The 12,889-nt window shown below is 62.2% G+C and carries 15 protein-coding genes; 1 reads left to right on the top strand and 14 read right to left on the bottom strand.

The window, feature by feature from the left end; translation table 11 throughout:
• Positions 1 to 96 precede the first annotated feature (96 nt).
• From A6D6_RS04825 to dacB, 7 genes are all read right to left on the bottom strand, one after another.
• Positions 97 to 903 (bottom strand): energy transducer TonB, encoded by an 807-nt coding sequence (locus A6D6_RS04825; protein WP_159660093.1) that lies wholly within the window; start codon positions 901 to 903, stop codon positions 97 to 99.
• A complete protein-coding gene (locus A6D6_RS04830; protein ID WP_133490265.1) occupies positions 900 to 1,400 on the bottom strand; it encodes an ExbD/TolR family protein in 501 nt (166 codons plus the stop codon). Before A6D6_RS04830 ends, A6D6_RS04825 begins: the two co-directional genes overlap by 4 nt.
• The gene (locus A6D6_RS04835) at positions 1,397 to 1,780 is read right to left on the bottom strand and encodes an ExbD/TolR family protein (RefSeq protein ID WP_133490266.1); all 384 of its coding nucleotides are present in this window, start codon (positions 1,778 to 1,780) and stop codon (positions 1,397 to 1,399) included. Before A6D6_RS04835 ends, A6D6_RS04830 begins: the two co-directional genes overlap by 4 nt.
• Positions 1,770 to 2,456: a MotA/TolQ/ExbB proton channel family protein gene (locus A6D6_RS04840; RefSeq protein ID WP_133490267.1), complete on the bottom strand. Its 687-nt coding sequence runs from the start codon at positions 2,454 to 2,456 to the stop codon at positions 1,770 to 1,772. The genes A6D6_RS04835 and A6D6_RS04840 overlap by 11 nt, the downstream gene beginning before the upstream one ends.
• Before the next feature lie 240 nt (positions 2,457 to 2,696).
• Positions 2,697 to 3,128 (bottom strand): copper resistance protein NlpE, encoded by a 432-nt coding sequence (locus tag A6D6_RS04845; RefSeq protein WP_133490268.1) that lies wholly within the window; start codon positions 3,126 to 3,128, stop codon positions 2,697 to 2,699.
• A 371-nt stretch (positions 3,129 to 3,499) separates the two neighbouring features.
• Positions 3,500 to 4,165 (bottom strand): glutathione S-transferase family protein, encoded by a 666-nt coding sequence (locus A6D6_RS04850; protein WP_133490269.1) that lies wholly within the window; start codon positions 4,163 to 4,165, stop codon positions 3,500 to 3,502.
• Positions 4,166 to 4,227: 62 nt separating this feature from the next.
• Positions 4,228 to 5,718: a D-alanyl-D-alanine carboxypeptidase/D-alanyl-D-alanine endopeptidase gene (dacB, locus tag A6D6_RS04855; protein WP_236563991.1), complete on the bottom strand. Its 1,491-nt coding sequence runs from the start codon at positions 5,716 to 5,718 to the stop codon at positions 4,228 to 4,230.
• 318 nt (positions 5,719 to 6,036) lie between these two features.
• Here dacB and A6D6_RS04860 point away from each other — a divergent pair, with 318 nt between their 5' ends.
• Entirely contained in the window at positions 6,037 to 6,396 is a 360-nt protein-coding gene (locus A6D6_RS04860; RefSeq protein WP_133490271.1) for a DUF6164 family protein, read from the top strand.
• 249 nt (positions 6,397 to 6,645) lie between these two features.
• Here A6D6_RS04860 and lipA read toward each other — a convergent pair whose 3' ends face one another.
• The 7 genes from lipA to mltB form a co-directional block, all read right to left on the bottom strand.
• The gene (lipA, locus tag A6D6_RS04865) at positions 6,646 to 7,647 is read right to left on the bottom strand and encodes a lipoyl synthase (protein ID WP_133490272.1); all 1,002 of its coding nucleotides are present in this window, start codon (positions 7,645 to 7,647) and stop codon (positions 6,646 to 6,648) included.
• 88 nt (positions 7,648 to 7,735) lie between these two features.
• A complete protein-coding gene (lipB, locus tag A6D6_RS04870) occupies positions 7,736 to 8,404 on the bottom strand; it encodes a lipoyl(octanoyl) transferase LipB (RefSeq protein WP_133490273.1) in 669 nt (222 codons plus the stop codon).
• A 19-nt stretch (positions 8,405 to 8,423) separates the two neighbouring features.
• Positions 8,424 to 8,696 carry a DUF493 domain-containing protein gene (locus tag A6D6_RS04875; protein WP_159660095.1) on the bottom strand — a complete coding sequence of 91 codons (273 nt, stop codon included), beginning with the start codon at positions 8,694 to 8,696 and terminating at the stop codon, positions 8,424 to 8,426.
• A 22-nt stretch (positions 8,697 to 8,718) separates the two neighbouring features.
• Positions 8,719 to 9,582 (bottom strand): D-amino acid aminotransferase, encoded by an 864-nt coding sequence (locus A6D6_RS04880; protein ID WP_159660096.1) that lies wholly within the window; start codon positions 9,580 to 9,582, stop codon positions 8,719 to 8,721.
• Entirely contained in the window at positions 9,582 to 10,748 is a 1,167-nt protein-coding gene (locus A6D6_RS04885; protein ID WP_159660097.1) for a D-alanyl-D-alanine carboxypeptidase family protein, read from the bottom strand. The genes A6D6_RS04880 and A6D6_RS04885 overlap by 1 nt, the downstream gene beginning before the upstream one ends.
• A 133-nt stretch (positions 10,749 to 10,881) precedes the next feature.
• Positions 10,882 to 11,814 carry a septal ring lytic transglycosylase RlpA family protein gene (locus A6D6_RS04890; protein ID WP_159660098.1) on the bottom strand — a complete coding sequence of 311 codons (933 nt, stop codon included), beginning with the start codon at positions 11,812 to 11,814 and terminating at the stop codon, positions 10,882 to 10,884.
• Positions 11,814 to 12,860: a lytic murein transglycosylase B gene (mltB, locus tag A6D6_RS04895; RefSeq protein WP_133490278.1), complete on the bottom strand. Its 1,047-nt coding sequence runs from the start codon at positions 12,858 to 12,860 to the stop codon at positions 11,814 to 11,816. The genes A6D6_RS04890 and mltB overlap by 1 nt, the downstream gene beginning before the upstream one ends.
• Positions 12,861 to 12,889 lie beyond the last annotated feature (29 nt).

Here is a 12,889-nt window from a genome sequence, read left to right on the forward strand (position 1 = left end):
TTCGTGGCCCCTCCGTGGGAAGCTGGCTTGCCAGCGAATCGAGCGTGCATGCACACGGCCCGTTCCACAATGTTGGACAGCAGTGGTCCCCCGCCCTTACAGCGTATAGTTGATCGGAATCCGCACCGCCACCGGATCACTGCCCAACTGTGCCGGAGGCGGCGGGAAGCGTAGCCGGCGCACCAGTTCCAGAGACTGCTGATCGAGAATCCGGCTGTTGGAACTGCCAACCAGCTCCACATTTTCCGCGCGGCCCTGAGCGTTGACCCGGAAGCTGACCTCCACCTCACCCTGCTGTCGGCGCATGCGTGCCCGGGCCGGGTAAACCTTGTTGTACTCGATGGTATCGCGCACCTTGCCGAGATAACGGTTCAGCGCGTTGTCATTGTCGCCGCTGCTGTGTACGCCCTTGCCGATTTCCCCGGCGATGCCTTTCTGGCCCTTGGGTTGGGGCGCGCCGCCCGCCACCTGTTCGGTGGGCTCAGCGTCCGGTTCCGCTTCGGAGGAACCGGCGGGTTCGGCCCGTGGTTCAGTGGCGGGTTCCGGCTCGGGTTTTGGCTCCGGTTTGGGGGCGGGCTTCGGCTCGGGTTCGGGCTTGGGCTCCGGCTTGGGTTCGGGTTTAGGCTCCGGCTTGGGCTTTGGTTTAGGCTTTGGTTTGGGTTCGGGTTTGGGCTCAGGTTTTGGTTCGGGCTTCGGCTGCGGTTTGGGGGCCGCCTGAGCCACCTGCGGTGCCGGTGCCGGCGGCGCCGGGTTGGGCGCCAGCGACAATGTCATGGCCTGCTGGCCGCCCTGAATGCCCACGCGACCGCCGGCCAGGGTAAGTGAATTCACCGTCACCAGCAGGCTGCCGTGAACCAGGATCGCGAGGGCCCAACTAATGATCAGTCGTATACTTCGCCTCACGGAGTGTTCTCGCTCTGGGTTACCAAACGAACTTCTTCCACACCCAGGTCCCGCAGTTTGCCCAGGTTTTCACGCAATACGCTGAGTGGCACACCGGCATCGGCGAGCAGCCGCACCAGCGGTAACGTGGTCCCTTGTCCATCCTCATCGGCGGCGGATGCCGCCGGGCTTTCTTCGGAGTCGCTTTGGGCCGCTTTATCGGCCGCTTCCTTTTCCCGTTTTGCCTGGTGTTCCGCGATCAGCGTGGCGAGACTCGTCTCGGCCACCGGCTCACCGTCATGGAACAACACGCCCTGTTTGTCCAGGATCAACATCAACTGGCCGGGGTCTTCCTCGGTGGCGGCCTCGGCGCTGTTCGGCGCGGTCACATCCACGGTGGGACGCGGTGCCAGCTGGCCAGCCACCATGAAGAAGATCAGCAGCAGAAACACCACGTTGATCAGCGGCAGGACCGGTTCCAGCGGCGGCCGGCGCGGGCTGTTGTCTTCCAGGTTCATGGCAGCAGCTCCAGCTGCACTTCCTTGAGGCCGGCGGCCCGGGCCACGTCAACGGCGGCAAGGGCGGCCTGCAAAGGCGCATCCGGGTCGCCGGTGATCAGGACGGCTTCATCATGACCGGCCAGGCGTTCCTTCAGTTGTTCGAGGGACAAGGCCTCGCCGTTCCAGTCCACTTTGCCTTCCGCGTTGACGTGCAACTCCAGCCAGGTTTTGTCGTCCTGCCGTTCCACGGCTTCGCTGGGCACCACGCTCACCGGCAAGTCCTTCCAGGCCCCGAAGCGGGTGGCCAGCATGAAGAACACCAGCAGAATAAAAACCACATCGATGAGTGGTGTGAGACTGATAGCCGGCGAACGGTGACGTTCGGGCTCAAGATACATGGGCGATGCGGGCCTCGCTGCTGGGAACGCTGTCCTGGGTCGGCGCGCTGTCCTGGTCAAGGCGGCGGCGCTGCACTTTCAACTGGGACAGCCGGTCCTGCAGTTTTTCCCGGCACACCTCAATGTTGCGGTCCGCCCAGTGGAAGGCGGCCAGAGCCGGGATCGCCACGGTCAGACCGGCGGCGGTGGTCAGCAGCGCTTCCCAGATACCGCCGGAGAGAATCGCAGGATCCACCTGGGAGCCGGCCTGTTCCAGAGCCTGGAAGGCGCTGATCATGCCGAAGACGGTACCGAGCAGCCCCAGCAGCGGCGCCAAGGCGCTGATTACTTCGAGAATCCGCAGTCCGCCGCGCAGTTCGTCAAGGGACTCACGGGCACGACGCAGGCTGTCTTCTTCCCAGCTCTGCTCGTCCATATCACGCTGATTCCAGGAGGTCAGCACCACCTGATCGATGGGCGTGCGGCCCGGCTTTTGCTGGGCCGGAACCTCTCCGCGCTCCAGGCTCGCCAGCAGCGCGTCCGCCTGACGGCTTGCCTTGGGGCGCACACGAGCGAACTGCAGTATCTTGGAAATCAGCGTCGCCAGGCCGATCACGGACATCAGACCAAGCACCCACATGGTGATACCACCGGAAACGAACCACTCGGGGAGGTGAAACTGCAGAGAAGAAGTCATCGCCGAACTCCATCGTGGAAAAGGCGGATATCGCCGTCGGCCGGGGCGTACTAAAGCGGATGACGGCACCTGGGGCGCCGCGACGGGACGATATCTCAGTGTGCGGGCGAGTCTAGCATTTCGCGCAGTGAATGCAAGTCATTCCTATTTACAGGAATGTGACGATGAATAGGCTGATTCAATGAGCGCGACGGATGCGGGAGGAGGCGGGAGGCGCCCGTTGGGCGCCTGTGCCTGAAGTTACCGTTTGATCAGGGTGTAGTTGAGTTCGGATTCGATGCGATCGCCGTTGATGTCCAGCATCTCCAGGGCGTTCAGCGCGGTTTCCAGATAGCGCAGCTGGCTTTCGACGTCCTCGGACTCGGGATTCAGCACCACGGTGCGATAAGCGGTACCGTCCATCTCCTTATTGCCGTAGGCCCACTGACCACGCTCGACTTCGGTGTGACCAACACGGGAGCTGTCCATGTACTCTTCGCGCAACTCGTATTGAGTCGGGCGGTCTTTCTCATCGCTGTACAGCGTCAGGGAAGTACGGATCCCGGAGCAGTCCGCGCAGGGCAACATGCCGCTGTACAAGGCCTTGTCCGCCTGGGGATTGGAGGGAGTGGAAGAACAGCCCGCCAGTGCCAGACCGGAGGCCAGACCGAAGGTAAGCAAAATCTTTTTCATGCTTCTATCTCCATATAGACCAAGCAATGTCAGATGCTAATCCATTGGAGTCGGTCGGTGTGAACGTGTTCACGTTTTTAACAGTCTTTAACCAGGGAGGAAAAGCACGGAGGGCGACGCCGCTTAATCGCGGCGGCGGGCATGAATTCTCTGGGCCACTTCGATGACCGCGATGGCCACCGCCAGGGCAATGAAAAAATACAGCAGAATCATGGATCCCCACTTGATGGCTATGGCCGGAGCACCCCCGGCCAGGATCCGGCCTGAGTAGGATATTGGGGTGTGCTCCAGGCTAAGCATAACGTCTTATGTCTGAATGGCTATAGCAAAGTGTGGGGAATGGGCACTGGAGCACATTCGGTCTGGCGGGATCAGCCCAGCGGTTTCAGGGCCCCGCCGCGTTCCTCCGCCTGTCGGTAGGCGGGGCGGCTTTCCAGCCGTTCAATGAATGCCCGGATGTTGGGCAGATTTCCGGGGGCCCGGGCCAGCGCCGCTTGCAACGGGAAGCTCATCTGGATGTCGGCGGCACTGAAGTCGTCACCGGCGAACCAGGTCTGTTGGCCAAGATGGCGCTCGACAAAGCCCAGGTGCTCGCCGAGGCGAGGGTCCAGGAAGCCCTGGTTCAGCCCTTGACTGATTTTTCTGGCCACCGGGCGGATAAAGAACGGCATCGGTGATTCCGGCACCCGGGAAAACACCAGCTTCATCACCAGCAGCGGCATCAGTGACCCCTCGGCGTAGTGCAGCCAGTATTGGTAGGCTTCGCGGCCGGAAGCGCCGGGTTCGGGGCGGAAGCGGCCCTGACCATGGTGGTCCAGCAGGTATTCAAGAATGGCGCCGGATTCGGCCACCACCCGGTCACCGTCCTGCAGTATCGGCGCTTTGCCCAGGGGATGAATTTCGCGCAGGCTTTCCGGCGCCAGCATGGTTTTGGGATCGCGCTTGTAATGAACGATTTCGTAGGGGAGTCCGAGTTCTTCCAGAAGCCAGAGAACCCGTAGTGAACGGGAATTTTCCAAATGGTGGACAGTGATCATTGAAATGCTCCGGACCGTGGCGTGACAACGTCAAAGTCCGGAGCATAGCAGAGATAATCGTGTTACCGGCGGTCGCCGTCGGCGGAAGCCGTGGTGACCCGACTGGCGTCGGTGCCCGGTTCCACCAGGGTGTGTACCGCCTTCAGTACTTCGTCCAGTACCGCCCGGGATTTCCAGGCGCTGCGATCATTGATCATCGCCGCCACCGCCCAGGTGGTGTTGTTCTGATCGCGGGTGAAGCCGGCGATGGAACGCACGTTGCTCAGTGTGCCGGTCTTGATGTGTCCTTCGCCCACCAGCGCGGTATTACGCAGCCGGTTACGCATGGTGCCGTCCATCGCCACCAGCGGTAGCGAGGCGATCAACTCGGCGGCGAACGGGCTGCGCCAGGCCTGTTGCAGCATCAGTGCCTGCTGGTGGGCGGTGATGCGCTCCACGCGGGACAATCCCGAGCCGTTTTCCAGCACTACCTGGCTGACGTCGATACCTTTCAGCCGCATCCATTCGAGGATTGCCCGGTCGGCCGCGGCAAGATCGTCCTTGTCGCCGGCCAGCCGGTTTTCCGCGCCGATGGTCAGGAATAACTGGCGGGCCATGATGTTGCTGCTCCACTTGTTGATGTCGCGCACCATGGTGACCAGATCCGGCGAGGATGTGGTCACCAGCAGCTTGGCGCCCCGCGCCAGCCGGCCAGTGCGGTCGCGGCCGGAGATCGAGCCGCCCATTTCCCGCCACAGGCCGCGAATCAGATTGGCGGTGTAGTTCTCTTGGGACATCAGGGACAGGTAACGGTCGGCACGACAATTCTCCGGCAAGGCGCCGGTGATGGTGACGGTGATCTTGCGACGGTCGGAAAAGTCCGGCTCGTATTGCAGCGCCTTGGAATTGTGTACCGGACAACGGCCCCGCTCCGGCGCGGTGACCTGGTTGTCGATCACGATCTTGCTGACGGGCGGTTCAGTGCTGACATGCACCTTGCCGTCCCGGCTCATCATACGAATGCGGAACACGTTCAGGTTGGTGAGCAGAGAGTTGGGTTCCACCAGATAGGGCGCGTAGGGGTTGTCGCCATCGTCGTTGAAATGGGGGACGCCGTTGGGCAGATGAAAGTAGCTGCCGTCGAGTATCAGGTCGCCCCGGATATGCTTGATGCCCATGGCGCGCAGATCGCGCAGCAGCAGCCACATGCGCTCCAGAGTCAGTTTGGGGTCGCCGACGCCGACATAGTACAGGTTGCCTTTCAGCGTATCGCCTTTTTGTTCGCCGTCGGTATACAGTCGGGTGTGCCACTGGAAGTTGGGCCCGAGCAGTTCCAGCGCGGCATAAGTGGTGACCAGCTTCATGGTGGAGCCCGGATTCATCTGCTCGTCGGCGTTGACGAAACGGGGTTCGCCGGGACCGTCCAGTGGGATTGCCGCCAGTGACAGGGATTCTTCCGGTAACTTCCGTTCCTGCAGGCTCTCGTAGATGTTGTCGGCCCAGGATTCGGCATTTGCCGGGGACATGACGACGAACATCAGACACAGCGACAACCAGAACGGACGGCAAGTCATGATCAATGCGGGCTCCCTCGAGTACGGCATACGGATCCGGCGTCATGGCGGCGGATCGGGGCTTCCTTGGCGCGACGGCAGGGGCGAACGCCGCCACCGCGAAATGTGGATTGGTATAAACTTGGCCTGAGAATGGCGGATGCGGAGCCAATGCCGGGTAGGTCCGGTAGCAGAGCCGCACACCATTTGAGGCAATATTAGACTAAACGAATTGCCGGTCACGGTCAGTGGCGAGCCGGGCCGCACTTTGTAAAACCTTGGAACCTGTTTGGGGCCCGGCGCGGTGGCGTAAAGGTCCCGAGCAGTCTCTGGAGTATCATGACCACTTTGTTGTTGAATCTGCGCCGGGTACCGGACGACGAAGCGGATGAAGTCCGCGCTTTGCTGGAGCGGCATGACATCCCTTTCTATGAAACCAGGCCCAGTCTTTGGGGCGTTTCCGCTGGTGGAATCTGGTTGACCCGCCCCGAGGATCGGCAGCGGGCACAGGCGCTGATGGCTGAATACCAGCAGGATCGGGGCCAGCGGCAGCGGGCCGCCTATGAGGAGGCCCGTCGTCTGGGCACCGCGCCAACCCTGTGGCGCCGATTGCGGGAACAGCCGGTACGGGCACTGGCCATGCTGCTGGCGGTGATCGCGTTGTTGCTGATCACGCTGCTGCCGTTTTTGACCTTTTAGGCAGTACCGTTATTGTGGCTCCTGAACCATTGGGGCCCCACGGTTGTGAAACAGTCTGCTTATACGCAGCACGCTGGCGGGCGGATTCGCTGCCAAGGCAGCTTCCCACAGCGACTCCGTGATTCATGCTGTGGGAAGCTGCCTTGGCAGCGAATACCAACAAAAGACCGATTTGAGTTGACGTCAAGACCGGTTGTGTAGCTGCAATGTCTTTGGTGACGAGGTTTTAATGTTAGCGTCTGGCTATCCCTAGCCGTGGGCCAGATCGTCGGGATCACCGACGTTGACGCCCTTGTGCTGGAGGTCGGCGTGGTAGGAACTGCGCACCATCGGGCCGGAGGCGATGGAGGTGAAGCCCATCTTGCGGCCTTCCTCGGCGAACATCTTGAAATCGTCCGGGTGCACGTAGCGCTCCACCGGAGCATGGAAGCGACTCGGCTGCAGGTACTGGCCAATGGTGATCATGTCGACGTCGTGGTCGCGCAGATCACGCAGGGTTTCCAGTACCTGATCGTTGGTTTCACCCAGGCCGACCATGATGCCGGATTTGGTGGGCACATCCGGGCGTCGGGCGCCAAATTCCCGCAGCAGCTTCAGTGAATGCTCGTAACGGGCCCCGGGGCGGGCTTTCTTGTACAGGTGCGGCACGGTTTCGATGTTGTGGTTGAACACATCCGGTGGCGTCGCATCAAGGATATCGAGCGCATCCTCCAGGCACGGGCGGAAATCCGGCGTCAGAATCTCGATCTTGGTGTCCGGGCTGGTGGCGCGGATCTCGCGGATACAGTCGGCGAAGTGGCCAGCGCCGCCGTCCGCCAGATCATCGCGGTCCACCGAGGTGATAACCACGTACTTCAGAGCCAGATCAGCCACTGACTCGGCCAGGTGGAGAGGTTCTTCCGGGTCCAGCGCGTTGGGACGGCCGAAGCCCACGTCACAGAACGAACAGCGGCGGGTGCAGATATCGCCCATGATCATGAAAGTGGCGGTGCCGCCGCCAAAACATTCCGGCAGGTTGGGACAAGAGGCCTCTTCACACACGGTGTGCAGTTTCTGCCGGCGCAGCATGCTCTTGATACGCTGGATCTCGCCGTTGGCGGGCACTCGCACCCGGATCCAGTCCGGCTTGCGCTCGCGTGCCGGCGCTTCCTCGTTAACCATGGGAATGGTGCGGACCTTGTCGGCGCCACGCAGCTTGTCGCCGATACGGACTTTCTGTTTTGCCGGACGTTTCGCCTGTGCTTCGCTCATCTGTTCTCTCGCCTTGGCGTGTAGGCGCCTTTTGGGCGCTTGCTCAATGTCATCAGGGCCGGGTAGGCCTGCGTTACCGCTGAAGCCGTCAGGCCTCGGGTTTCCGCTGGGGTAAAGTGTACCAGTCCGGTGGCGGTGCTGTCCGGGGCTCAAGCCCCAGGCGGTGGGCGAGAATCGTAACCAGATCCTCTTCCACCTGCTGCCGGGTCAGTGTCAGGCCTTCGGCGGCCAGGCTGGTCATGGGCTGGCCGGCGTAGCCGCATGGGTTGATGCGCTGCCAGGGCGTGGCGTCCGCGTCCCGATTCAGCGCCAGGCCATGATAGCTGCCCTTGCGGCGAATGCGCAGGCCCAATGAGGCGATCTTGGCGCCGTTCACATAGACCCCGGGGGCGTCCTCGCGGTTGACGGCGTCGATGCCCTGGGTCGCCAGATAGTCCACCACCGCTTGTTCAATGGCGTTAACCAGCCCGCGGCTGCCCATTCCCAGGCGCCGCACGTCCAGCATCAGATAGACCACGGTCTGGCCGGGACCATGGTAAGTGACCTGGCCGCCGCGGTCGCTGCGCACCACCGGGATATCGCCTGGGTTGAGTACGTGTTCGGGTTTGCCGGCCTGACCCAGGGTATATACCGGCGGATGCTCCAGCACCCACAGTTCGTCGGGTGTGCTGTCATCCCGTTGTTCGGTGAAATCCCGCATGGCCCGCCAGCAGGTGTCGTAATCCGCCTGCGGCAGATAGCGGACGAGCAGGTTCATCGGCACGCTCCGGTTCGTGTTACAGGGTGATTTTCACATGGGGGCAGGCGTTCAGTTCCCGATACAGGGTTTCCACCTGTCCTTTGTCCTGAACCGTGATGCGGGCGGTGAGGGCAATGAAATTGCCGCGGCTGCTGGGGCGGGCGCTGAGATTGCGCGGGCGGTCGAAATCCAGCTCCAGTACACGCTCGATGATGTCCACCACTGCATCTTCCAGGGGGGCGTCCACGGCGCCCATCACTTTCAAATGCATGGTGTGGGGAAATTCCCAAAGCTCTTCACGGATGGCCATGTCGATTCTCGCTACGGTGACGTCACACGCCGCAGAGGCGGCGCTTGAACGCTATATAGTGGCGGGCGAGGATTTTCCAAGTCTCGCCGGGGCGGCCGTCGCCCACCGGGCGGTCATCCAGAGTGACCACCGGTACCACGTCGCGGGTGGAGCTGGAGATCCAGACCTCATCGGCGTCGCCCAGTTCGGCCTCACTGATTTCCCGTTCGCGCAGGGGCAGGTCCTGCTCACGGCATAGCTCGATGACCAGGTCACGGGTAATGCCGCCGAGAATGGCGTGACTTGCCGGCGGGGTGGCGATCTCGCCGTCCTTCACGATGAAGACGTTGCTGGCGGCGCCTTCGGTGACGAAGCCGTCATGGATCAGAATCGCCTCGCGGGCGCCGACGGCGATCGCCTGTTGCCGCAGCAGGATGTTCGGCAGCAACGATATGGACTTGATATCGCATCGGGCCCAGCGGATATCGTCCAGGGTAATGGCGGCGACGCCGGTGATCCGGTCCGGTGTGTTCACGGTTGGCACCGCCAGCGGCGAGGTGCTCATGAACACCGTGGGCGGCACCGGCGGATCGGGAAAGGCGTGATCGCGCTGGTCGGCGGCGCCACGGGTGATTTGCAGGTATAGCGACAGATTGCCGCCGCCATTGCGTTGGATCAGTTCCCCGCAACGGCGACGCCAACCGGCCCGGTCATGCGGGTTGATCAGATAGAGCGCCGACAGGGAACGTTCCAGCCGGCGCAGATGTTCCTCGAAGCGGAACAGAACCCCGTTGAAGGCGGGGATCACCTCGTATACCCCATCGGCGAACAGGAAACCGCGATCCATCGGCGAGATGCGAGCCTGCTCCATGGCCATGAAGGCGCCGTTGAGGTAGACCGTGCTCATCAGAACAGGCCTTTGAAGAACAGTATGATGTGGTCCCACAGACGCGAGAAGAAGCCGCCTTCTTCCACGCTTTCCAGCGCCACCAGCGGCGTTTCGCTGATCACTTCGTCGTCCAGACGGATGGTGACCTTGCCGTATTGCTGGCCTTTCTCGATCGGGGCGCGCAGTTGCGGATCAATCGTCATGTCCGCTTGCAGACGGTCGGCGCTGTCCCGCGGCACGGTCAGCTGCACGTCCTTCTCCGGACCCAGGCGCACGGTATCGGCGGCTCCCAGCCAGACATCCGGGTTGGCGAGGACATCGTTGGCGCTGTAGGCCTTGTAGGATTCGAAGAAGCGGAATCCGTAGGTCAGCAGCTTCTGGGTTTCCTGAGCGCGGGCCTGTTCGGAGGCGGTGCCCATGACCACGCTGATCAGGCGCATGTCGTCGCGTTTGGCGGACGCCACCAGGCAGTAACCGGCTTCGTCGGTGTGGCCGGTTTTCAAGCCATCGACGGTGGAATCCCGCCACAACAGCAGGTTGCGGTTGGTCTGGGTGATGCCGTTGTAGGTGAATTCCTTCTCGGCATAGATATCGTAGTGTTCCGGATAGTCGTTAATGATGGCCCGGGCCAGCCGTGCCATATCGTGGGCGGTACTGTGGTGGTTTTCCGCCGGCCAGCCGGTGGCGTTCATGAAGTGGGTGTCGTTCATGTTCAGGGCCCGCGCCTGCTGGTTCATCAGATCGGCGAAGGCATCCTCGGAACCGGCGATGTACTCGGCCATGGCGACACTGGCGTCGTTGCCGGACTGAATGATGATACCGCGCAGCAGATCGTCGATGGCGGCCTGGGTACCTTCCTTCAGGAAGGTACGCGAGCCGCCCATGCGCCAGGCCTTGACGCTGACCGGCGCCTGGTCCTGGAGTGAGATATTGCCGGATTGAATCTCCCGCTCGGCGATGTAGGCGGTCATCATCTTGGTCAGACTGGCCGGAGGCATGGTCTGATCAGCGTTGTGCTCGACGATGATATGGCCGCTGCGGGCGTCCATCAGAATATAGCTGCGGGCTTCCACCGAGGGCGCGCGCGGCACGCTGCTCTGAGCCTGTCCGGTCAGCGGCAGCAGCGCCAGACAGGCGGCGGCGAATAAAAAGAAGATATCGCGAAGGGCAATTCTCTGGATCATGGTTTCCTGCCTGTTAGTACTTCTTGTCGACTCCGGCTCGGGACCGGATACGGTGATGGCCTGTTTCCAACGTCGACGCAGCCGCGAGGCGCGGACCTTGGAAAGAATTCACAGGGCCTGAAATTTCCGGGCCTTAGCGAACCGGCATCGGATTGCCGAAACCGGCCTGCCGGCATGCCTGGCGTGCTTGCTCCTGGTCGTCCAGGCTGGCGAAGGGGCCCAACCACACCTTGTAGTAGGCGCTGTCGTCCGGTTTGCGCACGGTCACTGGCAGCTTCAGCCGGTGGCGCAACTGGCGTTCCAGATCACGGGCGCCGTCCAGAGCCCGGAAAGCGCCGGCCTGGAGATAAAGGTCCCCGGATTCGGCCTGGGTTTTACCAGCCTCCGGGGGAGGGCTGTCCAGCGCCGCACGTACCGCGGTGGGTACGGTGCCCTGACGACGGCCTCCAGGGCGCTTCTCTGGCATCAGAGCTTCCACCCGGACATGGCCGGTACCGTTCTGCTCGATGCCGAGGCGAACCGCGGCGGCCCAGGACAGATCAATGATGCGATCGGAATGGAAGGGACCGCGGTCGTTCACCCGCACCACCAGTTGCTTGTTATTGTCCAGATTGGTGACACGTACGTAAGTGGGTAGTGGCAAGGTGCGATGGGCGGCGGTGAACCGGTACATATCGTAGGGTTCGCCGCTGGAGGTTCGATAGCCGTGAAATTTGCGGCCATACCAGGATGCCAGTCCTTCTTCCTGGTAACCCTCGGAGGAGGGCAGCACATGATAGGTCTGCCCCCATACGGAGTAAGTGGTCGGGTTGCCGTAACGGCTGGGAGGTTCGGCCTTGGGTACCGGTTCCGGCATCCGCTCGACGCTGTGCCGCTCCCGGGCCGGAGGCGGGCTGTCGGTGTCATGGGCGTAACGGTCCGAGCCCGGTGCGCCGGCGGGGTCGCGGGCCGGGGGCTGAGCCGGGGCATCACCGGTGGCGCCGACGGAGGCCGGCGTGGTCGCCGGGGGCGCCAAGCTACAGGCGCCCAGAGCCAGGGCCAGCGCACTGATCAGAAGGGCACGCATCAAGACCTGTCCTCTTCCAGAGCATGGGCCAGCTGCCGGGACAGCTGCAGCACCGCCATGGCGTAGAGTTCGCTGTGGTTGTATCGAGTGATCACGTAAAAGTTGCGCGTCACCATCCAGAATTCGTGTCCTTTTTCACCGGTCAGGTCCAGCAGCGCCACCTGGGTGTCGTCCGCCAGATCAAAACAGTATTCGCTGCCGAGGGTATCATCCTGGCAGCTCACTGCCACTACGCCGTTTTTCCGGGCCGTGGAGAGACTGAAAGAGGGCTTGTAGCCTTTTTTCGCCAACGCCTGATAGCCCTGCCCTTCGATTCTGGCACGGGCGGCCACCGGAAAGCCCGGTTGCCAATGATGACGATGGAAATAATTTGCAACACTGCCGATGGCGTCGGCGGGGCTGTTGACCAGATCGGTGACGCCATCCTGATCATAGTCCACCGCGTAGGCCTGGTAACTGGTGGGGATGAACTGCGCCAGGCCCATGGCGCCGGCGTAGGAGCCGGTGATCTCACTGGCGTTGATATGGGCCTGATTCTCCATCTCCATCAGGGCCACCAACTGACCGCGGAAGAAAGATGCCCGCGGGGGATAGTCGAAGCCCAGGGTGGTCAGGGCGTCGAGCACCCGGTAGGTACCCTTATGACGGCCGTAGTAGGTTTCCACGCCGATGATGGCGAGGATGATTTCACGGGGCACGCCATACTCGGCTTCGGCCCGGGCCAGGTCCTGTTGATTCTCCCTGGCGAAGGCGACGCCGGCATCGACCCGTTCCTGCTGTAAAAAGATTTTCTGATAGCGGGCCCAGGTCATGGTGTGTTCCGCGGGACGCGCGATGGACTCGAGAATCTTGTCCTGACGTCGGGCCTGGGACAGCAGTTCCCGGGCCCGTTTTTCGTCCACGCCTTTTTTCACCACTTCCTGGATCAGGGCTTCCGCCTGGGGATGACGGGCATATCCTTGCTCTTCGGCAAAGGCCATGGCCGCGGGGAAAACAGCGGCGAGGAAAGCAAAGGGGGTGAGCAGGGCGGACAGTCTTACACCCATGAGTTTCTCCATAAAAACAGGGGGGATGG

Source organism: Alcanivorax xiamenensis, from assembly GCF_009846745.1.
Lineage (GTDB): Bacteria > Pseudomonadota > Gammaproteobacteria > Pseudomonadales > Alcanivoracaceae > Alloalcanivorax > Alloalcanivorax xiamenensis.

Bases quoted from the DNA above. Each gene is read 5' to 3' on its own strand.
- A6D6_RS04840 (WP_133490267.1), bottom strand. From the start codon at position 2,456: ATGACTTCTTCTCTGCAGTTTCACCTCCCCGAGTGGTTCGTTTCCGGT.
- A6D6_RS04845 (WP_133490268.1), bottom strand. From the start codon at position 3,128: ATGAAAAAGATTTTGCTTACCTTCGGTCTGGCCTCCGGTCTGGCACTG.
- A6D6_RS04850 (WP_133490269.1), bottom strand. From the start codon at position 4,165: ATGATCACTGTCCACCATTTGGAAAATTCCCGTTCACTACGGGTTCTC.
- A6D6_RS04860 (WP_133490271.1), top strand. From the start codon at position 6,037: ATGACCACTTTGTTGTTGAATCTGCGCCGGGTACCGGACGACGAAGCG.
- lipA (WP_133490272.1), bottom strand. From the start codon at position 7,647: ATGAGCGAAGCACAGGCGAAACGTCCGGCAAAACAGAAAGTCCGTATC.
- A6D6_RS04830 (WP_133490265.1), bottom strand. From the start codon at position 1,400: ATGAACCTGGAAGACAACAGCCCGCGCCGGCCGCCGCTGGAACCGGTC.
- A6D6_RS04885 (WP_159660097.1), bottom strand. From the start codon at position 10,748: ATGATCCAGAGAATTGCCCTTCGCGATATCTTCTTTTTATTCGCCGCC.
- A6D6_RS04880 (WP_159660096.1), bottom strand. From the start codon at position 9,582: ATGAGCACGGTCTACCTCAACGGCGCCTTCATGGCCATGGAGCAGGCT.
- dacB (WP_236563991.1), bottom strand. From the start codon at position 5,718: ATGACTTGCCGTCCGTTCTGGTTGTCGCTGTGTCTGATGTTCGTCGTC.
- A6D6_RS04875 (WP_159660095.1), bottom strand. From the start codon at position 8,696: ATGGCCATCCGTGAAGAGCTTTGGGAATTTCCCCACACCATGCATTTG.
- lipB (WP_133490273.1), bottom strand. From the start codon at position 8,404: ATGAACCTGCTCGTCCGCTATCTGCCGCAGGCGGATTACGACACCTGC.
- A6D6_RS04890 (WP_159660098.1), bottom strand. From the start codon at position 11,814: ATGCGTGCCCTTCTGATCAGTGCGCTGGCCCTGGCTCTGGGCGCCTGT.
- A6D6_RS04835 (WP_133490266.1), bottom strand. From the start codon at position 1,780: ATGTATCTTGAGCCCGAACGTCACCGTTCGCCGGCTATCAGTCTCACA.
- mltB (WP_133490278.1), bottom strand. From the start codon at position 12,860: ATGGGTGTAAGACTGTCCGCCCTGCTCACCCCCTTTGCTTTCCTCGCC.